Origin of the sequence: Curtobacterium sp. 22159, from assembly GCF_052045775.1 — a bacterium.
Taxonomy (GTDB): Bacteria; Actinomycetota; Actinomycetes; order Actinomycetales; family Microbacteriaceae; genus Curtobacterium.
In genome coordinates, this window is record NZ_JBQEPN010000004.1 from 79,257 (window position 1) to 98,589 (window position 19,333).

Annotated in this window: 20 protein-coding genes; 14 read left to right on the plus strand and 6 right to left on the minus strand. The window is 72.7% G+C overall.

The genetic code is table 11. The annotated features are described in order from the left end of the window. Window positions 1-3 precede the first annotated feature (3 nt). From ACTJKO_RS06135 to ACTJKO_RS06165, 7 genes are all read left to right on the plus strand, one after another. Window positions 4-225 carry a multidrug transporter gene (locus ACTJKO_RS06135; RefSeq protein WP_440686760.1) on the plus strand — a complete coding sequence of 74 codons (222 nt, stop codon included), beginning with the start codon at window positions 4-6 and terminating at the stop codon, window positions 223-225. A 47-nt stretch (window positions 226-272) separates the two neighbouring features. After that, the gene (locus tag ACTJKO_RS06140; protein WP_440686762.1) at window positions 273-1,958 is read left to right on the plus strand and encodes a bifunctional 3'-5' exonuclease/DNA polymerase; all 1,686 of its coding nucleotides are present in this window, start codon (window positions 273-275) and stop codon (window positions 1,956-1,958) included. 64 nt (window positions 1,959-2,022) lie between these two features. Then, on the plus strand, window positions 2,023-2,829 hold the full coding sequence (locus tag ACTJKO_RS06145) for a phosphatase PAP2 family protein (RefSeq protein ID WP_440686764.1): 807 nt from the start codon (window positions 2,023-2,025) through the stop codon (window positions 2,827-2,829). Window positions 2,830-2,839: 10 nt separating this feature from the next. Next, the gene (locus ACTJKO_RS06150; protein WP_440686766.1) at window positions 2,840-4,405 is read left to right on the plus strand and encodes a protein kinase domain-containing protein; all 1,566 of its coding nucleotides are present in this window, start codon (window positions 2,840-2,842) and stop codon (window positions 4,403-4,405) included. Window positions 4,406-4,451: 46 nt separating this feature from the next. Then, the gene (locus ACTJKO_RS06155) at window positions 4,452-7,595 is read left to right on the plus strand and encodes a GH92 family glycosyl hydrolase (protein WP_440686768.1); all 3,144 of its coding nucleotides are present in this window, start codon (window positions 4,452-4,454) and stop codon (window positions 7,593-7,595) included. A gap of 34 nt (window positions 7,596-7,629) precedes the next feature. Then, complete coding sequence (locus ACTJKO_RS06160; RefSeq protein ID WP_440686770.1) at window positions 7,630-7,860, plus strand: hypothetical protein; 231 nt, start codon at window positions 7,630-7,632, stop codon at window positions 7,858-7,860. Window positions 7,861-7,924: 64 nt separating this feature from the next. Continuing rightward, window positions 7,925-8,128 carry a hypothetical protein gene (locus tag ACTJKO_RS06165; RefSeq protein ID WP_440686772.1) on the plus strand — a complete coding sequence of 68 codons (204 nt, stop codon included), beginning with the start codon at window positions 7,925-7,927 and terminating at the stop codon, window positions 8,126-8,128. Window positions 8,129-8,147: 19 nt separating this feature from the next. Here the strand turns inward: ACTJKO_RS06165 and ACTJKO_RS06170 are convergent, their stop codons facing one another. From ACTJKO_RS06170 to ACTJKO_RS06180, 3 genes are all read right to left on the minus strand, one after another. Then, entirely contained in the window at window positions 8,148-8,678 is a 531-nt protein-coding gene (locus ACTJKO_RS06170) for a GNAT family N-acetyltransferase (RefSeq protein ID WP_440686774.1), read from the minus strand. A gap of 22 nt (window positions 8,679-8,700) precedes the next feature. Then, entirely contained in the window at window positions 8,701-9,627 is a 927-nt protein-coding gene (locus tag ACTJKO_RS06175) for an aldo/keto reductase (protein ID WP_440686776.1), read from the minus strand. Window positions 9,628-9,736: 109 nt separating this feature from the next. Next, a complete protein-coding gene (locus ACTJKO_RS06180) occupies window positions 9,737-10,348 on the minus strand; it encodes a CG0192-related protein (RefSeq protein ID WP_440686778.1) in 612 nt (203 codons plus the stop codon). Between the two features lie 32 nt (window positions 10,349-10,380). Between ACTJKO_RS06180 and ACTJKO_RS06185 the strand changes: the two genes are divergently transcribed. Continuing rightward, the gene (locus ACTJKO_RS06185; RefSeq protein ID WP_440686780.1) at window positions 10,381-11,193 is read left to right on the plus strand and encodes a putative RNA methyltransferase; all 813 of its coding nucleotides are present in this window, start codon (window positions 10,381-10,383) and stop codon (window positions 11,191-11,193) included. After that, window positions 11,183-11,764, plus strand: coding sequence for a GNAT family N-acetyltransferase (locus tag ACTJKO_RS06190; protein WP_440686782.1), 582 nt, complete (start codon window positions 11,183-11,185; stop codon window positions 11,762-11,764). Before ACTJKO_RS06185 ends, ACTJKO_RS06190 begins: the two co-directional genes overlap by 11 nt. Here ACTJKO_RS06190 and ACTJKO_RS06195 read toward each other — a convergent pair. Continuing rightward, window positions 11,761-12,276: a hypothetical protein gene (locus ACTJKO_RS06195; protein ID WP_440686784.1), complete on the minus strand. Its 516-nt coding sequence runs from the start codon at window positions 12,274-12,276 to the stop codon at window positions 11,761-11,763. The two genes, ACTJKO_RS06190 and ACTJKO_RS06195, sit on opposite strands and share 4 nt — an antisense overlap. Window positions 12,277-12,331: 55 nt before the next feature. Then, window positions 12,332-12,751 (minus strand): VOC family protein, encoded by a 420-nt coding sequence (locus tag ACTJKO_RS06200; RefSeq protein ID WP_440686786.1) that lies wholly within the window; start codon window positions 12,749-12,751, stop codon window positions 12,332-12,334. A gap of 62 nt (window positions 12,752-12,813) precedes the next feature. On the opposite strand from ACTJKO_RS06200, the gene ACTJKO_RS06205 reads away from it, so the two are divergent. The 5 genes from ACTJKO_RS06205 to kdpC all read left to right on the plus strand — a co-directional run bounded on the left by ACTJKO_RS06205 (window position 12,814) and on the right by kdpC (window position 18,468). Next, window positions 12,814-13,758, plus strand: coding sequence for a helix-turn-helix transcriptional regulator (locus tag ACTJKO_RS06205; protein ID WP_440686788.1), 945 nt, complete (start codon window positions 12,814-12,816; stop codon window positions 13,756-13,758). Window positions 13,759-13,986: 228 nt separating this feature from the next. Then, the gene (locus ACTJKO_RS06210; protein ID WP_017887940.1) at window positions 13,987-14,076 is read left to right on the plus strand and encodes a potassium-transporting ATPase subunit F; all 90 of its coding nucleotides are present in this window, start codon (window positions 13,987-13,989) and stop codon (window positions 14,074-14,076) included. Then, window positions 14,076-15,761, plus strand: coding sequence for a potassium-transporting ATPase subunit KdpA (kdpA, locus tag ACTJKO_RS06215; protein WP_440686790.1), 1,686 nt, complete (start codon window positions 14,076-14,078; stop codon window positions 15,759-15,761). Before ACTJKO_RS06210 ends, kdpA begins: the two co-directional genes overlap by 1 nt. A gap of 11 nt (window positions 15,762-15,772) precedes the next feature. Beyond that, entirely contained in the window at window positions 15,773-17,866 is a 2,094-nt protein-coding gene (gene kdpB / locus ACTJKO_RS06220; protein WP_440686792.1) for a potassium-transporting ATPase subunit KdpB, read from the plus strand. A 2-nt stretch (window positions 17,867-17,868) separates the two neighbouring features. After that, entirely contained in the window at window positions 17,869-18,468 is a 600-nt protein-coding gene (gene kdpC, locus ACTJKO_RS06225) for a potassium-transporting ATPase subunit KdpC (protein ID WP_440686794.1), read from the plus strand. An 8-nt stretch (window positions 18,469-18,476) separates the two neighbouring features. On the opposite strand, the gene ACTJKO_RS06230 is transcribed toward kdpC, so the two are convergent. Beyond that, window positions 18,477-19,220, minus strand: a complete 744-nt coding sequence (locus tag ACTJKO_RS06230) for an Abi family protein (RefSeq protein ID WP_440686796.1) — start codon at window positions 19,218-19,220, stop codon at window positions 18,477-18,479. Between the last annotated feature and the right edge of the window lie 113 nt (window positions 19,221-19,333).

Consider the following 19,333-nt stretch of genomic DNA (forward strand, 5'->3'; position numbering starts at 1 on the left):
GCCATGACCGAGCCCGACCGCGACCACCTCGACGACGGTGTCGACATGTCCTTCGAAGCACGCCGCCAGGACACCCTCCGCCGCATGTCCGGCTCCTCCGCGCACGATGCCGATCCGCGCGTCGAGGTGTCCCGCTCCGAGGACGGCGACGTCCGGATCGACGTCGCGGACTCCGCCGCGGTCCGCCCCGGCGGCACGGAGGACGATCCGGACGAGCGCGGCTGACGTGGAGGCTGCACGGCGCTGACGGTGGCGCACGGCATGATCGTTCCGTGCACCTCGTCCTCCGCCGCGTCGACGGCGGCGTCCTCGCGACGCCCCTGACCGACGCGGGAACCCCGGACGGCGAGCCGGTCCGACTGGACGAGCCGGGCCTGGCGGCCTTCGTCGCATCGCGGGAAGCCCCCGACGTCCGGTGGGTGTGGGACGACACCGCGCGCTGGTACCCCGCGGTGCTCGCGGCCGGCGGACGCGTCGGTCGCTGCATCGACCTCCGCCTGTGCCGACGCATCCTGCGGACGGCCCTGGCGGCGCGTGGTTCCGCGCTGGCGACCGCTCCCGTCGACGCGTGGGACGCTCCCGTCCAGGAGGCGCGGGTCGCCCGTCCGTCCCAGGCCCGGCTCTTCGACGATGCCCTGTTCGACGTCGTGCCCGCGGACGACGAGTCGGATCCCGTCACGGAGCTCCGCGCGCAGCTCGACGCGGTCGCCGGCTCCCGGTCGCCCGGAGCGCTGCGGCTGCTCCTCACGGCCGAGTCCGCGGGGGCGCTCGTCGCGGCCGAGATGCTCCACGCCGGACTGCCGTGGCGTTCGGACGTGCACGAGCGGCTGCTCGAGGACGCGCTCGGACCGCGTGTCCCGCACGGTGTCCGGCCGCGTCGGCTCGAGGAGATCGCGGCGGTCATCCGGCAGCGGCTCGGCGACCCGGCACTGAACCCCGACTCGCCGGCGGACGTGCTCCGCTCCCTGCGCCGTGCGGGACTGATGGTGACGAGCACCCGCAAGTGGGAGCTGCAGGAGATCGAACACCCCGTCATCGAGCCGTTGCTGGAGTACAAGCGGCTGGCGCGGCTGCTCACCGCGAACGGGTGGACCTGGCTCGACGAATGGGTGCAGGACGGGCGGTTCCACCCGAAGTACCTCGTAGGCGGGGTCGTCACCGGTCGGTGGGCCGCGGACGGCGGTGGAGCCATGCAGCTCCCGAAGCTCGTCCGCCCGGCGGTCGTCGCGGACGACGGGTGGAAGCTCGTCGTGGCCGACGCGGCGCAGCTGGAGCCACGGGTGCTCGCGGCGATGGCGGGCGACCGGGCGATGGCGGCCGCCGGCGACGGGCGTGACCTGTACGACGGCGTGGTCGCCTCCGGCGCCGTCGAGACCCGGCAGCAGGCGAAGGGCGCGATGCTCGGTGCGATGTACGGCGCGACCCAGGGCGAGGGTGGTCGGCTGGTGCCCCGGCTCGCCCGGGCGTTCCCGGACGCCATCCGGCTCGTCGAGCGTGCCGCGCGGGCGGGGGAGCGCGGGGAGCCCGTGACGACCCTGCTCGGTCGGACGTCACCGGTGCCCGACGCCTCGTGGTTCGCGGCGCGGAACCAGGCCTACTCGGTCGAGGGCACGGCGGCCATGCAGCGCGCTGTCGAGTCGCGGGCGCGGAGCTGGGGCCGGTTCACCCGGAACTTCATCGTGCAGGGCACCGCCGCCGAGTGGGCGCTGGCGTGGATGGGGTCCCTGCGCTCGCGGTTGGCCGAGCGGTTCCCCGGGCGCGTGACGGACGGCCCGCACCTGGTGTTCTTCGTGCACGACGAGATCGTCGTGCACGCCCCTGCCGAGCACGCCGAGTGGGTCGCGGACCAGGTCCGTGCCGCTGCCGCCGACGCCGGACGGCTGCTGTTCCGTGACTTCCCCGTGGTGTTCCCGCTGTCGGTGGCGATCGTCGACGACTACGGCTCCGCGAAGGACTGAGCGCTCCGCGCGGCGACGCGTGACGCCGGGCACGTGCACACCCGTCCTCGGGCAGGGTGGGTCGATGCAGACCGATCACCCCGAGGCCCCGGACCGCCGCGTCGGGGACGTCGACCTCACGACCTGGCGGACGCGGGTCGGTCGCGCCTCCGCCGACGGGTGGGCGGAGCTCGGCCACCGCTACGGCGCGCTCCCGCTGCTCGTCGTGACGCTCGTGATCGGCATCGGCGTGGCCGTCACCGCGACCTGGGCAGCGTCGGAGGTGTACGACGCGGTGCGTGAGTCCGACGACGTCGCCGTGCTCGACCGTCCCGTGCTCGACTGGATGCTCACGCTCCGGTCGCCCACCGTCGACACCCTCGTGACGTGGTGGACCGACGTGGCCGGCACGATCGGGATGCCGATCGTCGCGCTCGGGTTCCTCGTCGGGTTCACGATCCAGCGCCGCGCGTGGACGCCCCTCGTGCTGCTCGTGGCGGCGAGCGGCGGGTCGTTGCTCATGACGATCGCGGGCAAGGACCTCATCGGTCGGGCACGTCCGCCGCTCGCCGACGCGGTACCGCCGTACGAGCACTCCCCGTCGTTCCCGTCCGGCCACACGCTCAACGCGACGGTGGTCGTCGGCACGATCGTGTACCTCCTGCTCCTGCGGCAGTCACGACTCGTGACCCGGGTGTGGACGATCGTCGCCGGGACGGTCTTCGTCCTGTCGATCGGGGTCTCGCGGGTGTTCCTCGGGCACCACTGGCTGACCGACGTGCTCGCGGCGTGGGCGCTCGGGCTGGCCTGGCTCGCCCTCATCATCACCGCCCACCGGCTCTACCTGACGGCTTTGCACCGCGGTGCGCGCCCCGTCAGGTCGCACCGGTAGGTTTCCGGGCATGGAGGAACGGGTCTTCGGCGGTCGCTACCGCGTCACGGGCACGCTCGGGCACGGCGGCATGGCGTCCGTCTACCGGGCGGTCGACGAGCAGCTCGGACGCGAGGTCGCGATCAAGGTGTTCCGCATCGGGGCCGTCGACCACGGGGAGCGCGCCCGCGCCGAAGCGGAGATCCAGACCCTCGCCGCGCTCCGCAGTCCCGCCCTCGTCACCCTGTACGACGCCGCGCTCGACGACGTGGACGGTGATTCCTACCTGGTGATGGAGCTCGTCCCGGGCAGCGACCTCGCGACCCGCCTCCGTGAAGGGCCGCTCGACCGGGCGACCGCCGCCCGGGTGGGCGCGCAGGTCGCGGACGGGCTCGCGGCGGCGCACGCGCAGGGTGTGGTGCACCGGGACGTGAAGCCCGCGAACGTCCTGCTCGAGTCGGACGGCGTCCACGTGAAGCTCGCCGACTTCGGCATCGCGCTCCTCCGCGACGCGGCCCGGGTGACCGGCACCGGCACGATCGTGGGGACGGCGGCGTACATCGCTCCGGAGCAGGTGCTGGCACGGCCGATCACCGGCAAGGTCGACGTGTACGCGCTGGGCTTGATGCTCCTCGAGTGCCTGACGGGCCGCCAGCCGTTCCCCGGCACCGCCGTGGAGTCCGCGACGGCGCGGCTCACCCGCAGCCCCGAGATCGACCCGCACCTGCCGACGGCGTGGCGCACCCTGCTGTACGTCATGACGGCGCAGGACCCCGACGACCGTCCGACCGCCGCCGAGGCCGCTGCGCGCCTCCGGGCCCTCGGGCACGACGACGCGCCCGCCACGCAGCTCCTCCCGGGTGGCCCCGGAACCCTCACCCGGGCCGCCGCGGCCGGTGCGGCTGCCGCGTTCGGCGCTGCCGGTGCCGCCGACGCGGACGCCGCGACCCGGGCGATGCCGACGAGCGGTGCCTCCGGAACCGGTGAGGCGACGCAGCCGATGCCGACCCGCGCCTCCGGCCCGGACGACGCGACGCGGGTGCTGGGGACGCAGCGGCCGAGCGCGGGCGACGACGTCGCGACCACGGTGCTTGGTGCCCAGGCTGCCGGAGCCGCTGGGCGGAACGGCGCCGGCGCCGGGCCACGGGGTCCCGTCGCGTCGCCGCCGGCCGAGGCCGCCGAGGATCCGCGGAAGCGCCGACGCGGCCCGGTCATCGCCGCCGTGGTGGTGATCGTCCTCGTGCTCATCGGCATCGGGGTCGCCCTCGCCGCCCTGAACGGGAAGGACGGCAGCACGCCGGCCCCGAGCGGGACGACCTCGCCGTCGACGACGACCGACCAGCAGCCGAGCGAGCCCGCGCAGCAGCCGTCACAGCCCGCCCAGGAGCCGAGCGAGCCCGCGCAGCAACCCTCGCAGCCGGCGCAGGAGCCCAGCGAGCCGACACAGCCGAGCGATCCCGCCGACGATCCGTCCGTCGGACCGCAGCCGTCGAGCCCGGTGACGAACCCGGTGCAGGACCCCCAGGACGCCACCGGTGCCGCTGCCCAGACGCATCCGGGCAAGTCGGGGAAGGCTCCCGGGCACAACAAGCCCTGACACGCCGCAGTTTTCCTCCAGACGCTGGAACAAATAGGGTGACAGCGTGCGAGAGCTGCAACGGAGCGGTGGGCCGTCGACGGCCGTCGCGGCGCGGAACGACGTCGGGTTCGACTCCCTGGAGGGCTACCGCGTCGAACGGGATCCTGGCGACACGACCGTCGAGGCGATCGTCCCCGAGCACGCCGGCCGGACGATCGCCGTCGGGGACGAGCTCTCGTGGGTCTGGTTCCCGGAGCGGACACTGCCGGAGGGGCGGAGCGAACCGACGGAGGACGACCTCCGGCACTTCTGGGACGCCACGGCCTTCGCGCTCGACGTGGTGTTCACGGACGGCTCGCGCCTGAGCAGCGCCGCCGACGACGGTGCGCGCGACCAGTACGGCGACGTCGTGACGCCAGCGGCGCAGGACGCCGCGCGCAAGCAGTGGGTCGACCAGTGGAACCGCCGGGCGGTCGACCTCACGCCGTTCGCGGGGCGGGTCGTGGACCGCCTGGAGGCGCGGCTCGGCTCCGCGCCGGACCCCTCGGACGACGACGGGGAGCGCCCGGCACTCCGCGGCTGGCTCGACTCCGTGCGCATCGGTCCCGCGCGCCCGACCCCGGCGACACCGCTCGACCACGTCCGCACGACCCGCGGCACCCAGGCCTCCGCCCGGTTCTCACGCGGGAACAACGCCCCGCTCGTGGCGCTCCCGCACGGCGGGGTGTTCGGCCTGCCGATGACCGACGCCTCGAGCAACCGGTGGCCGTACGCGTACCAGGAGCACGACCGACCGGACACCGGGGGACGACTCCGTCCGGCGATCCAGGCGTTCGCGACCAGTCACATCCCGTCCCCGTGGATGGGCGACCGCGGGGTGTTCCAGGTCATGCCGTCCCCGCACGTCGACCCGGATCCGGACCGGAGCGCCCGGGCGCTCGGGTTCGACCACGACCACGAGCACGACGGTCCGCACCGGTACCGGGTCGACCTCGACGCCGGCGTCACCGCGGAGATGACCGCGGGGGAGTTCGCACTCGGCTTCCGCTTCACGGGTGTGCGGAGCGTCGTGCTCGACCACCACGGCCGGGTGTCCGGGGCGAGCGTCTCGATCGACGACGGCACCGCGGTGGTCGACGTCGAGCTCGACGACCGGCCCGGCACACCGCCCCACTTCGTGCACGTGCGCATCGCCGGCGCACGGGAGGACCACACGACCTGCGCCGACGGGCTGCTGCGCGGGTGGGTCACGGTCGACGGACCCGCCACGGACGTGCTGCTCGGCATCTCCACCGTCTCGCTCGAGGACGCCCGCGCGAACCTCGCCGCCGCAGGCACGTTCGACGCCGTGCGCGCCCGCGCCGAGCAGGAGTGGACCGAGAAGCTCGCGACGCTGACCTTCGAGGGAGCGACGCCCGACCAGCTGACCTCGCTGTACTCGGGTCTGCACCGGCTGTTCCTCTACCCCAACCGTGCCGGCGAGACCGCGCTCACCGGGAAGCCGCACCACCGCTCCCCGTACGGAGCGGTGCAGTCCGAACCGATCCGCGACGAACCCGGGCCCGAGATCGTCGACGGGCCGTTCACGACCACGAACGGGTTCTGGGACACCTACCGGACGGCCTGGCCACTGCTGGCCCTCCTGACCCCGGACACGGCGGGCGAACTCGCGCAGGGCTTCGTCGAGCACCACCACGACGGCGGCTGGACACCCCGCTGGAGCGCCCCGGGCGCCGAGGACTGCATGACCGGCACCACGAGCGACACGGTCTTCGCCGACCTCGCCGCGAAGGGCGTCACGGGCTTCGACCTGGCGGAGGCGTACCGCAGCGCGCTGCGCAACGCGACCGTCCCCCCGCGGGACGAGCGTGTCGGACGCAAGGGGAGCCTCCCGGGCGCCTTCCGCGGCCACGTCGACACGGCGACCCACGAGGGGATGAGCTGGACCCTCGACGCTGCCGTCAACGACTGGGGCCTCGCCGTGATGGCGGGTCTGCTCGCCTCCCGGGCGACCACCCCGGAGGACCTCGGCCGCTACGAGGCGGAGGCCGAGTGGTTCTCGCGCCGTTCCCTGCAGTACCGGAACGTCTTCGACGCCGAGCGCGGGTTCTTCATCGGACGCGACCCCGACGGCTCCTGGCGTGTCGGCTCCGAGTTCGACCCCCGCGACTGGGGCGACGACTACACCGAGACGAACGCGTGGGGCACCGCGTTCACCGCCCCGCACGACGGCGTCGGCGTGGTCGACCTGCACGGCGGGCCGGCACGCTTCGACGCGGCACTCGACACGTTCTTCGCGACCCCGGAGACCGGCGCGACCGTGCACTCCGGGTCCTACGGCTTCCCCATCCACGAGATGACGGAGGCGCGCGACGTGCGGATGGGCATGCTCGGACTGTCGAACCAGCCCGCCCACCACATCCCGTTCTTCCCGATGTTCACCGGCCACCACGACGACGCACACCGCATCGTCCGGGAGTGCCTCGAGCGGCTGTTCGTCGGCTCCGACCTCGGCCAGGGGTACCCCGGTGACGAGGACAACGGCGAGATGAGCGCCTGGTACGTCTTCGCGACGATCGGCCTGTACCCGCTGGCACCCGCGACGGGCTCCTACGTGCTCGTGCCGCCGTCGGTCCGCCGGACCGTGCTGCAGCAGCCCGGAGGCGCGCCCACCGTCATCGAGGTCGCCGACGGTTCGACGGGTCCGTACATCGCGTCGGTGACGGTGGACGGCTCGCCCTGGGAATCCATCAGCATCCCGCACCCCGTGGTCGTGGCAGCGACGCGCATCGAGTTCACGCTGTCGGACACCCCGCAGGGCTGGGCGGCCGACACCCGTCCCGTGTCCGCGTCCGAGGTGCACGGGTACCGGGACACACCGGTCGACCTGCTGCCCGTCGGCCCGTCACCGCTCAGCGACGACACCGGCCGGACCGTGACGGCGCTCGCCGCGGGGACCACGGTGTCGTTCGAGGTCGCTCCCCGCCCGTCGTCCCTCTACACCGTCACCGTGGAGGCGCCGGGCACGTACTCGTGGGACGTCGAGAACGGGGACACCCGCGTCGCCGTGCAGGACGCCGTGTTCGACTGGCCGGGGCAGACGCGCGTGTTCCGCCTGCAGGGCAGTGGGACGGACTTCTCGTTCACCGCCGTGTCCGACCTGGCGGTGACGCAGCTCGAGCTCATCGCGGCCGACGGACAACGTTGACCCGCCGTTCACCGGACCGGAGCATGCTCGGCGCATGTCGATGAGCACACCCTTCGATCCCGAACAGCCCGGTCGCTCCATCCCGGTGGACGGCTCCGACGAGGACGAACTGCAGATCGAGGAGGACCGCGGCTCCGACGTCGGGGACGACTCGGCCGACCCGAGCGTCTCGCCGGTCCGCCACGACGACGAGGACGAGGCCGGCGGCGGCCCGGTGTTCCGGCGTCCGCAGGTCGGCGATCGGCTGCACCCGGACGACCTCTGACCACATCGCGCGTTCCCCGGCCCCTCTTGGCGGATTGCCATGCAGGGCGGGCATGCTCGTGCGCATGTCGATTGCGAACTCGTTCGACCCGTCGCAGGGCCGCGCGATCCCCGAGGACCAGGTGACCGAGAACGGTCTCGAGCTCGACGCCGAAGCAGCGGCCGAGCTCGGCATCACGTTCGACGTCGTCGGTGGTGCCTCGGCCGACCCGGCCCGGGTGTCCCCGGTCGACGTCGCGGTGCCGAGCGCGCCGGGCACCGCCGACTGACCCGGCGGCCCGGAGCGCGTCAGTCCGTGTCGACGAGTCCGGGCACGCGGTACTTGAAGCCGATGTGGGACCCGCTGAACCCGAGCCGCTCGTAGAACCGGTGTGCGTCCGTCCTCGCGGCGTCCGACGTCAGCTGGACGAGCGGCGTCCCCAGCTCCGGTGCGGCGACGTCGGTGACCCACCGCAGGACGGCGCTCCCGATCCCGCCGGAGCGCACGGCGCTGCTGACGTGGACCGCCTCGACCAGCAGGCGCGCCGACCCCCGGCGGGTCATCCCCGGGATCCGGGTGAGCTGCAGCGTGGCGACGACCGTGCCGCGATCGTCGGTCGCGGCGAGGAGGGCGTTCGCCGGGTCGCCGACGATCGCGTCGAGGGCCGCGGCGTAGCGGAGGCGGTCCTCGGGGACGCCGACGTCACCGCGAGCGGCGCTGATCGGGTCGTCGGACAGCAGCGACACCAGGTCGTCGAGGTCGTCGGCCGACGCGTTCCGGAGCGTCACCGGCCCGGACCGGGTGGGGAGCGTGACGGGCAGGGTGAGATCGCTGAGCACGGTCCCACCCTGCCCGATCGGCTCAGGGGACGGTGTGACCGGCGGCGGTGAAGATCCGGTACCACTCCTCGCGCGAGAGCTCCACGTCGGAACCGGCGGCCGAGTCCCGCACGCGCTGCGGGTTCGTCGTGCCGAGGACGACCTGGAAGTGCGCCGGGTGCCGGGTGATCCACGCCACGGCGATGCCGGTCGGCGTGACACCGTGCGCCGCAGCGACCTCGTCGAGCACGTCGTTCAGCTCCGCGTACTGCTCGCGGTCGCCGAGGAAGACGCCGTCGAAGAAGCCCTTCTGGAACGGCGACCAGGCCTGCAGCGTGACGTCGTGCAGCCGCGCGTGGTTGAGGATGTCGTTGTCGCGGTCGATCGACTGGTCGAGAGCAGCCATGTTCGCCGCGACGCCCTGCGCGATGACGTTCGCGTGCGTGATGCTCAGCTGCACCTGGTTGAAGGCGAGCGGTTGGGTGACGTGCTTCTTCAGCAGCTCGACCTGGCCGGGGGTGTGGTTCGAGACGCCGAAGTGGTGCACCTTGCCGGCGGCGTGCAGCTCGTCGAACGCCTTCGCGACCTCCTCCGGCTCGACCAGGGCGTCGGGGCGGTGCAGGAGCAGCACGTCGATGTAGTCCGTGCGGAGCGCCTCGAGCGACTCGTGCACGGACTCGATGATGTGCTCGTACGAGAAGTCGAAGTACCCCTGACGGATGCCGACCTTCGTCTGCAGCTGGATCGACTCGCGCTCGGACGGCGAGAGCGTGACGGCGGCGCCGAACCGCTCCTCGCACCCGTGCCAGCCGCCGTAGATCGCAGCGTGGTCGAACATCGTCACGCCCGCGTCCCGCGAGGCCGCGTAGAGCGAGCGGATGTCCTCGTCGCTCATGTCGTTGATCCGCATCAGGCCGACGATCACGTCGGAAGCGGTGAGGTCCGTCTGTGGCAACTCCAGTGTCTTCACGACACCGATCCTGCCATCGGCAGGGACCGACAGGCAGGCCCTGCGAGTACCCGTGGGCGGACGCCGGGCGCGGTGCCGGCCCGCACCGCGCCCGACGTCCGTCGCCTGGTCACGGACAGAGGACGGCGAGGACGCCGGAACCGTCCTGCCAGCGAGCCGACAGGGTCTCGCCCTCCGGTGCCGGGACACCGACGACGCGCAGCACGGCGAGCGATCCGTGGTCCGTCGTGATCGTCGTCACGGCACCGTCGGTGTCCGGGGCCACGGCGGCGACCGTGGGGGAGTCCGGCGCCGAGCCGCTGCCGACGGCGGTGCCCTCCTTGTCCCAGGTGCCCGGACCCGTGGCACGGACGAGGTCGGCCTCGTGTCCGCCGGTCGCGATCGCGCGACGGAGCACGTCGGCGTACACCGGGTCGCCCACGGCGTCGTAGACCCAGCGCTGGCCGAGCACGGAATGGTGCATCTCGGTCACCAGGAACGTCTCGGCACCGGGCAACGGAGCGCCGCGGTAGGTCAGCGGCGCCTGGAGCACCCGCCCGTCGGGCGTCCGCACGAGGAGGGTCTCGACGCCGACCTCGCCGGCGGGGTCGTCGAAGCGGAACTTCCCGGCGATGCTGAGGCCGTCGCCGGTGGTGACGCCGCTCCACGGCTGTGTCGGCAGCCACGCCGCGAGCGCTTCGAGCTTGGACGGGTGGAGCTCTGCACGGTGGATGACGGCCATGACCCGACCGTACCGACGCCTACGCTGGTCGGGTGCGCGACGACCTCCTCCCCGTGCTCGCCTGCCCCGTCTGTGCCGAGCCGCTCGGTCGTGTCCCCGGCGGGCAGGTCGGCTGCGCGGACGGGCACCGGTTCGACGAGGCGAAGCAGGGCCACCTGACGCTGCTGCCCGCGAAGCGGCGGGCGCTGACGGCGGACACGCCGGAGATGGTGGACGCCCGACTCCGGTTCCTCGGCCGGGGGCACTACGCACCGGTCGAGCGCGCCCTCGCCGCGGTGGTCGCGTCGGCCGGGGCACCGGGGATCGTCCTCGACGTGGGCTCCGGTCCGGGGACCTACCTCGTGCGCGTGCTGCAGGCGGCTCCGGAGCGGCGCGGGGTCGCGCTCGACCTGTCGGCGGTCGCGATCCGACGGGCGGCGCGCGCCCACGAGCGCGCCGGAGCCGTCGTCGGGGACGTGACCGAGCGCCTCCCGGTCGTCGACGGCGCAGCCGCCGTCCTGCTGGACGTGTTCGCGCCCCGCAACCAGACGGAGTACGCCCGCGTCCTGCACCCGGACGGCGTCCTCGCCGTGGTGACCCCGCGGGCCGGCCACCTGGCGGAACTCGCCGAGGCGACCATCGCGGTCGACCCGGAGAAGGAGCGGCGCCTGCACGCTTCCCTGACGCCCGCGTTCGTGCCGCGGTCGTCGGAGGACCTCACGTGGACGATGGACCTCTCGGCCGAGGACGTCCACGACGTCGTGCACATGGGTCCGAGCCACCACCACGTCGACCCCGACCGGGTGTTCTCGCCGGCGGTGGTCACGGCCGCGGTGACCGTGAGCACCTGGAGCCGTGCGCGATGACGACCGACAGTGCTCCCGCGGACGGCCTGTCGAACGGCTCGCCGCGCAACCCGTCCTGACCACCGAGCGGCTCCGGCTCGTGCAGCTCGGCCCCGAGCACCTCGACGCGTCGATGGCCGCCCTCGCCGACGCCGACGCGATGCGGCTCACCGGCACGCGCGGGACGTTCACCCGCGAGCAGGTGCTGGCGCACCTCGAGCGACTGCCGGGTGCGGACGACCGGGCGGACTTCGCGATCACCCTCCTCGACGGGACGTACCTCGGCGAGGTCGTCCTCAACGAGCTCGAGGAGGACGACCTGGCGATGAACTACCGCGTCGCCCTCGCCGGACCGTCCCTGCGAGGTCGCGGGTACGGCACGGAAGCAGGCCGAGCCGTCGTCGCGTGGGCCTTCGACGAGGTCGGGCTGCACCGGATCTCGCTCGAGGTGTACGCGTTCAACCCGGCGGCGCAGCGGTCCTACGAGAAGATCGGCTTCGTGGTCGAGGGACGTGCCCGCGACGCCCTGCTGTGGGACGGTGTGTGGGTCGACGCGGTGCGGATGGCGATGCTCGCGACCGACCCGCGCTAGCCGTCGTCGCGTGCTGCGCGCCGCCGAGCGGTGTGGGCGCGGCCTCGGTGTCGATCGAGAGCCGCGCCGGTGCGCAGGAGCAGCAGCCCCAGGCCGACGACGCCCGCGGCGATGGGCGTGACGAACAGCTCGAGGTCCAGGCCCGGCGACCGCCACCAGTCGATCGACCACGCCGCGACGGCGGCGAAGCCGAGCAGGATCACCGCGGTCCACCAGCCACGTCCGGGCAGGCGGAGGACGCCGAGTACCGCGAGGACGAGCAGCGCCCAGCTCGCGATGGGTGCGAAGGACCGCGGATCGTCGGTCCCGCACGTCGAGACGGCGCACTGCCACTCGATCTCGTCGGCGACGCCCGCGTACCAGTGCACGAGCGAGCACGCGGCGATGACGGCCGCGAGCGCCACCGGCGGTCCGACCCAGCGCCAGGTTCGGGCGAACCGCGAGCGTCGACGACGCTGCGCGGCCCACCCGTCCCCGAGCTCGTATCCGGGCATCGGGCGGTACTCGGGCATGCGTCGAACGGTACCGCCTCCCGAATTCCTCGGGGAACCGGTCCGAAAAGGACGATCAGGCGGCAGGAGCGGCGACGTCCAGCGCCCAGACCACGCCGAAGCGGTCCCGGAGCTGCCCCGCGAGCGGTGCCCAGGCGGACGGGGCGAGGGGCTGCCGGACCTCGGCGCCCTCGGACAGTGCCGCCCAGGCGCGCTCGATCTCGGCCGCGTCGTCGCCGTGCACGAAGACGTAGAAGGCGTTCGTGCCCTGGTCCCAGGTCTGGTGCGGCCACACGTCGAACGCCATGATCCGGAAGCCGGCGTCCGTCGTGACCTGGCCGAAGACGATGCGGTCGGCCCAGTCCGGCTCCTCGGTGGCGCCCATCGCGCCGTAGGTCACGGCGACGACCTCGCCGCCGAAGACGGCTGCGTAGAAGTCCAGGGCCTCCCGGGCCTGTCCGTCGAAGTTGAGGTGGGTTGTCGTTTCGATGCTCATGGGACGAGCATCCCGTCCGTTGCGGTCAGATCGTGACCGCTTCTCCGACGATACTGATCGACATGGCCGGACCGTCCGCGCGCATGCTCGCGCTGCTCTCGCTGCTGCAGGTGCACCGCGACTGGCCGGGGGACGAGCTGGCGGGTCGGCTGGAGGTCAGCCCGCGCACGCTCCGGCGCGACGTCGACCGGCTGCGCGGGCTCGGGTACCGTGTCGAATCGCTCCGCGGCCCCGCCGGCGGGTACCGGCTCGCGGCCGGCTCCGACCTGCCCCCGTTGCTGTTCGACGACGACCAGGCGGTCGCGATCGCCCTCGCCCTCGCAGTGGCCCCGGCATCGGGAGCGGACATCGCCGAATCCGCCGCACGTGCGCTCGCGACCGTCCGGCAGGTCATGCCGGCACGACTCCGCTCCCGCATCGACAGCGTGCACGCAGTGACCAGCACGGGGTCGGTGCGGACCGATCCGGACGTCCTGGTCGCAGTGGCCGAGGCCGTGCACCTCCGCGAACTCCTCCGGTTCGGCTACGGGGACGACGACACACCCCACCGGGTCGAACCCCACGCCGTCGTCTCGAGGAACGGCCGCTGGTACCTCCTCGACTGGGACCTCGACCGGGCGGACTGGCGCACCCACCGGATCGACCGGATCACCCCGCGGATGCGGACCCGTGTCCCCTTCACCCCACGACCGATCCCGGGCGACGACGCGGCCGCCTTCGTCGCCGCGCGGTTCAAGGGCTCCGACAGCGCCGACGTCTGGCCCTGCGTCGGCACCGCGGTGCTCGAGGTGGGCGCCGGCGTCGTCGCGCCGTACCTGCCGGAGGACGCCGTGCTCGAACCGCTCGGAGCCGACCGGTGCCGGCTCACCCGGGGATCCTGGTCGTGGGCGGCACTCGCGGCAGCGTTCGCTGGGTCGACGGTCGACTTCACCGTCGAGGGCCCGGACGAACTCCGGGCCGCGACCGCCGCCCTGGCCGAGCGACTCCGGGGCGCGAGCGCGCGTTAGCGGTGCGCATGCGTCCGTGCGGAGCGCGTTAGGGAACCGTCAGGACCGGACTGGAGGCGCGTCACCGGACCGACCATCGGTTCGGCACCACCCGTGGTGCCGTCCGCGCCGCCCGGTGCGGGTCCCGCAGATCCTTCTGGAGTCCCTCGTGTTCGACGTCTTCGTCGTCGCCGGTGTCCTCGCCGTGTTCGGCGTGGTGGCACTGATCGCCAAGGGGGTGGAACGGCTGTGATCGGCATCACCATCGCGGCCGCCGTCCTCGGCATCGCCGCTGTCGTGTACCTCGTCTGGGCCCTCGTGCGCCCGGAGCGGTTCTGATGAGCACGGCGGACGTCTGGGCCGGCATCGTCCAGGTCGCCACGCTCGTCCTGCTCCTCGTCGTCGCCTACCGGCCGCTCGGCGACTGGATGGCGCGGGTGTTCACCCCCGTGCGACACACCCGCGTCGAGCGTCTGGTCTACCGCGTGGTCGGGGTCGATCCGGACGCCGAGCAGTCGTGGCCGGCGTACCTCCGGGGCGTGCTGCTGTTCAGCGTCGTCGGGCTGCTGCTCGTCTACCTGCTGCAACGCATCCAGGTGGTGCTGCCCGGTGACCTCGGGCTGCCGAACGTCGGCCCGGCGCTCGCGTTCAACACGGCGGCGTCCTTCGTGGCGAACACGAACTGGCAGTCGTACTCACCCGAGGCGACCGTCGGCTACACGGTGCAGATGGCCGGCCTCGCGGTGCAGAACTTCCTCTCCGCCGCCGTCGGCCTCGCCGTCGCGGTCGCGCTCGTCCGCGGGTTCGCCCGTCGCCGCACCGGCACCCTCGGGAACGTCTGGGTGGACGTCGTGCGCGGCACGGCCCGCCTGCTGCTCCCCGGCGCGTTCGTCTTCGCGATCGTCCTGGTCGCGGGCGGGGTCATCCAGTCCTGGGGCGCCGGCACGGACGTGACCACCCTCGTCGGTGGCACCCAGCACATCCCGGACGGCTTCGTCGCCTCGCAGGAAGCGATCAAGGAGCTCGGGACGAACGGCGGCGGCTACTTCAACGCGAACTCCGCGCACCCGTTCGAGAACCCGCAGGCGTGGACCAACCTCGTCGAGGTCTTCCTCATGCTCGTGATCCCGTTCTCGCTGCCGCGCACGTTCGGCCGCCTCGTGGACGACGACCGCCAGGGCATCGCGATCCTCGCCGTGATGGCCGCGATCTTCCTCGTGTCCCTCTCGGTGATGTCGATCGCCGAGCTCGGCGCAGGCGGGTCCGCCACCCAGGCCGCCGGCGCCGCGATGGAGGGCAAGGAGGTCCGGTTCGGGATCCTCGGCACCACGCTGTTCGGGACGACGTCGACCGCGACCTCCACCGGCGCGGTGAACGGCATGTTCGACAGCTTCACGCCGATCGGTGGCCTGATGGCCCTGCTCAACATGATGCTGGGCGAGATCAGCCCCGGCGGTGTCGGCTCCGGCCTGTACGGCATGCTCGTCCTCGCCGTCATCACCGTCTTCATCGGCGGTCTGCTGGTCGGGCGCACCCCCGAGTACCTCGGCAAGAAGATCCGGTCCCGTGAGATGACCTTCGCGGCGCTGTACATCCTCGTGACACCGACCCTGGTGCTCCTCGGCACCGGGCTGTCCCTCGTCATCCCGGGCGTCCGGGAGCAGGTGGTCGGCACGAGCCTCTTCAACCCGGGCAACCACGGGCTGTCCGAACTGCTCTACGCGTTCACCTCGGGTGCGAACAACAACGGCTCCGCGTTCGGCGGCCTCACCGCGAACACGACGTGGATGAACTCCGCGCTCGGCGTCGTCATGCTCCTCGGCCGGTTCGTCCCGATGGTCTTCGTCCTGGCGCTCGCCGGCTCCCTGGCAGCGCAGGACAAGGTGCCGGAGACCGCCGGCACGCTGCCCACCCACCGGCCGTTGTTCATCGGCCTCCTCGGTGGCGTCGCGGTGATCGTCACCGCACTCACCTACTTCCCGGTGCTCGCACTGGGCCCGCTCGCAGAAGGTCTCGCACGATGAAAGCCGACACCATGACCACCGCGACCTCCGAGCAGGAGGCGACCAGCGCCTCCCGGCCGGCCACCTCGTCCGCGTTCGGTCCCCGCCAGCTGGCGGCGGGCCTCCCGGGCGCCCTGCGCAAGCTCGACCCCCGACTCATGTGGCGGAACCCCGTCATGTTCATCGTCGAGGTCGGCGCCGCGCTCACCACCGTCTCGCTGTTCGTCGAGCCGTCCGCGTTCACCGTCGCGATCGCCGTCTGGCTGTGGCTGACCGTCGTGTTCGCGAACCTGGCCGAGGCCGTGGCCGAGGGCCGCGGCAAGGCACAGGCCGACACGCTCCGGAAGACCCGCTCGACCACGAGTGCCCGCCGGGTGATCCGCTACGACTCCGCCGACCCGTCCGCGAGCCACAGCGACACCGAGGACATCGCGTCGGTCGACCTCACGAAGGGCGACGTCGTCGTGGTCGTCGCCGGCGAGGTGATCCCCGGCGACGGTGACGTCATCGACGGCATCGCCTCGGTCGACGAGTCCGCCGTGACGGGTGAGTCCGCCCCCGTGATCCGCGAGTCCGGTGGGGACCGCAGCGCCGTCACCGGGGGGACCCGCGTGCTGTCCGACCGGATCGTGGTGCGCATCACCTCGACGCCCGGCGAGACCTTCATCGACCGGATGATCCGGCTCGTCGAGGGTGCGGCGCGGCAGAAGACGCCGAACGAGATCGCGCTGAACATCCTGCTCGCGTCGCTGTCGATCGTGTTCGTGATCGTCTGCCTGACCATGCAGCCCATCGCGGGGCTCGTCGGCGCGACCGTGAGCATCCCGGTGCTCATCGCCCTGCTCGTCTGCCTCATCCCGACCACGATCGGTGCGCTGCTCTCCGCGATCGGCATCGCCGGCATGGACCGACTCGTGCAGCACAACGTCCTCGCGATGTCGGGCCGCGCGGTCGAGGCCGCCGGTGACATCACGACGCTGCTGCTCGACAAGACCGGGACGATCACGTACGGCAACCGACGCGCGTCCCGCGTCGTGCCGGTGCCCGGGGTGACCGAGGCCGAGCTGATGGAGGCGGCGGCGCTGTCGTCGGCTGCGGACAGCACGCCGGAGGGGCGCTCGATCGTCGAACTCGCCGCGCAGACGGGCATCGGGGCCGGTCTGCCGGCCGGTGCCGTCGAGGTGCCGTTCACCGCGCAGACCCGGATGTCCGGCCTCGACCTGACGGACGGCTCCGAGGTCCGGAAGGGCGCCGCGGCGGCGGTCCTCGCGTGGGCCGACTCCGCCGACGCCGGGGTCGTGTCCGCGATCGACGGCTCGGTCGCGGAGATCTCCGACCAGGGCGGCACACCGCTCGTCGTCGCCCGTCGCGACCCGTCCGGCACGGTGGTGCTGCTCGGTGTCGTGCACCTCAAGGACGTCGTGAAGGACGGGATGTCGGCGCGGTTCGCCCAGCTGCGCGAGATGGGCATCCGCACCGTGATGATCACGGGCGACAACCCGCGCACCGCAGCAGCGATCGCGGCGGAGGCCGGGGTGGACGACTTCCTCGCCGAGGCCACCCCGGAGGACAAGCTCGCCCTCATCCGCAAGGAGCAGGAGGGCGGCAACCTCGTCGCGATGACCGGTGACGGCACGAACGACGCTCCCGCCCTCGCGCAGGCGGACGTCGGCGTCGCGATGAACACCGGCACGACGGCCGCGAAGGAGGCGGGGAACATGGTCGACCTCGACTCCGACCCGACCAAGCTCATCGACGTCGTCCGGATCGGCAAGCAGCTGCTCATCACCCGCGGCGCCCTCACGACGTTCTCGATCGCGAACGACGTCGCGAAGTACTTCGCGATCATCCCCGCGATGTTCCAGGCAGCCTTCCCCGGCCTCGCGGCACTCAACATCATGGGGCTGCACAGCCCGTCCTCCGCGATCCTGTCCGCCGTCGTCTTCAACGCGCTCGTCATCGTCGCGCTCATCCCGCTGTCCCTGCGTGGCGTCACCTACCGCGCAGCGTCGGCGTCGTCGATCCTCGGCCGCAACCTGCTCGTGTACGGGCTCGGCGGCGTGATCGTCCCCTTCATCGGCATCAAGCTGATCGACCTCGTGGTCGGTCTCATCCCGGGGTTCTAGCCATGGCATCTGCACGTTCCACCCTCCGTTCCACCGGTGTGGCGATCCGCCTCACCCTCCTCAGCACCGTCGTGCTCGGCGTCGCCTACCCGCTCGCGGTCTGGGGCGTCGGCCAAGCGGCGTTCCACGACCAGGCGAACGGCTCGATGGTCACGTCGTCGGACGGGAAGGTCGTCGGGTCGTCGCTCGTCGGGCAGTCGTTCTCCGGATCGGCCCGCTGGTTCCAGTCGCGGCCGAGCGCCGCGGGCGAGAAGGGCTACGACGCGAACGCCTCGTCCGGCTCGAACCTCGGGCCGAACAACCCCGACCTGCGCGGAGCCATCGAGCAGCGACGGAAGGACGTCGCGAAGGCCGACGGGGTCGCCGTCTCGGAGGTCCCCGCGGACGCGGTCACGGCCTCGGGCTCCGGCCTCGACCCGGACATCAGCCCCGAGTACGCCCTGCAGCAGGTGTCCCGGGTCGCCGAAGCCCGAGGGATGTCGGAGTCGGCCGTGCGGAAGCTCGTCGAGCAGCACACCGAGTCGCGGCAGCTCGGGTTCCTCGGCGAGCCCGTCGTGAACGTGCTCGAGCTGAACCTGGCACTGGCGAGGGCCGCCGCGTGACCGGGCCGTCACGCCGCCGCCCAGGCCGGTCGCCCGCCGAGCCCGACGACCAGGTCGTCGTGGTCGTCGAGCAGCTGGCGGAACGCGGCGGCGTGACGGTCGCACGGCCCGACGGTCTCCGCCAGGTGCGCCAACAGCTCAAGGGAATGGGCAGGGGACCGCTTCGGCAGGCCGGCGAGGCGCTCGACGAGGTCGGGCGGCGAGCGGAAGGTGGGTGGTGGGACCCGCATCCGTCGTCCCCAGAGCCGCGTGTGGTGGGCGCAGCAGTTGCGGACGTGGGTCAGGTGCTGCAGGCAGGGACGGAACGTCGACGGGGGCACCCGGAAGGACGACGCCACCGCGTCGTGGAGGCGGGGCTCGACACCGCTCGTCAGTCGCGCCAGCTCTCCGAGGCTCAGTTCCTCCGTGAGCATGCCGAACGGAACGCGCTCGAACCGTCGCTCGGCCCAGGTGGCGCGTGCCGCCGGGTCCTGCGCCCGGCTCAGGGCCGCGCCAGCGCGGTCGAGGAACCCGGCGTGGTCGAAGCCCGCGCGGAAGGCCGACGGCGCGAGGTACCAGCGGGGTCCGAACCGTTCGTTCCCCGCTCGTTCGAGCCGACCCCGGAGGGCCAGCTCGATCTGCTCGGTGAGCGCGAGCAGCGACGAACGCACGGCGCTGTCGAAGGCGTGGACGCGGTGCACGGAGGGTCCGGACGCATCGAGACCCCGCTCGCGCAGCGCCTGGCGGAACTGCTCGGCGCGGTGACGGGACATGGCGGCGGTGGTCGGCACAGGTCGGCTCCGAGATCGGTGGGACGAGGGATCTCGGGCGAGCCGGCAGCAACTACAGCGTGGGGAACGAACGTCAGCGATGAAGAACGCCGCCC

Excerpts from the sequence above, each read along its gene's own strand:
- ACTJKO_RS06135 (WP_440686760.1), top strand. The coding sequence starts at position 4 with ATGACCGAGCCCGACCGCGACCACCTCGACGACGGTGTCGACATGTCC.
- ACTJKO_RS06145 (WP_440686764.1), top strand. The coding sequence starts at position 2,023 with ATGCAGACCGATCACCCCGAGGCCCCGGACCGCCGCGTCGGGGACGTC.
- ACTJKO_RS06150 (WP_440686766.1), top strand. The coding sequence starts at position 2,840 with ATGGAGGAACGGGTCTTCGGCGGTCGCTACCGCGTCACGGGCACGCTC.
- ACTJKO_RS06160 (WP_440686770.1), top strand. The coding sequence starts at position 7,630 with ATGTCGATGAGCACACCCTTCGATCCCGAACAGCCCGGTCGCTCCATC.
- ACTJKO_RS06165 (WP_440686772.1), top strand. The coding sequence starts at position 7,925 with ATGTCGATTGCGAACTCGTTCGACCCGTCGCAGGGCCGCGCGATCCCC.
- ACTJKO_RS06180 (WP_440686778.1), bottom strand. The coding sequence starts at position 10,348 with ATGGCCGTCATCCACCGTGCAGAGCTCCACCCGTCCAAGCTCGAAGCG.
- ACTJKO_RS06195 (WP_440686784.1), bottom strand. The coding sequence starts at position 12,276 with ATGCCCGAGTACCGCCCGATGCCCGGATACGAGCTCGGGGACGGGTGG.
- ACTJKO_RS06200 (WP_440686786.1), bottom strand. The coding sequence starts at position 12,751 with ATGAGCATCGAAACGACAACCCACCTCAACTTCGACGGACAGGCCCGG.
- ACTJKO_RS06205 (WP_440686788.1), top strand. The coding sequence starts at position 12,814 with ATGGCCGGACCGTCCGCGCGCATGCTCGCGCTGCTCTCGCTGCTGCAG.
- kdpA (WP_440686790.1), top strand. The coding sequence starts at position 14,076 with ATGAGCACGGCGGACGTCTGGGCCGGCATCGTCCAGGTCGCCACGCTC.
- kdpB (WP_440686792.1), top strand. The coding sequence starts at position 15,773 with ATGACCACCGCGACCTCCGAGCAGGAGGCGACCAGCGCCTCCCGGCCG.
- kdpC (WP_440686794.1), top strand. The coding sequence starts at position 17,869 with ATGGCATCTGCACGTTCCACCCTCCGTTCCACCGGTGTGGCGATCCGC.
- ACTJKO_RS06230 (WP_440686796.1), bottom strand. The coding sequence starts at position 19,220 with ATGTCCCGTCACCGCGCCGAGCAGTTCCGCCAGGCGCTGCGCGAGCGG.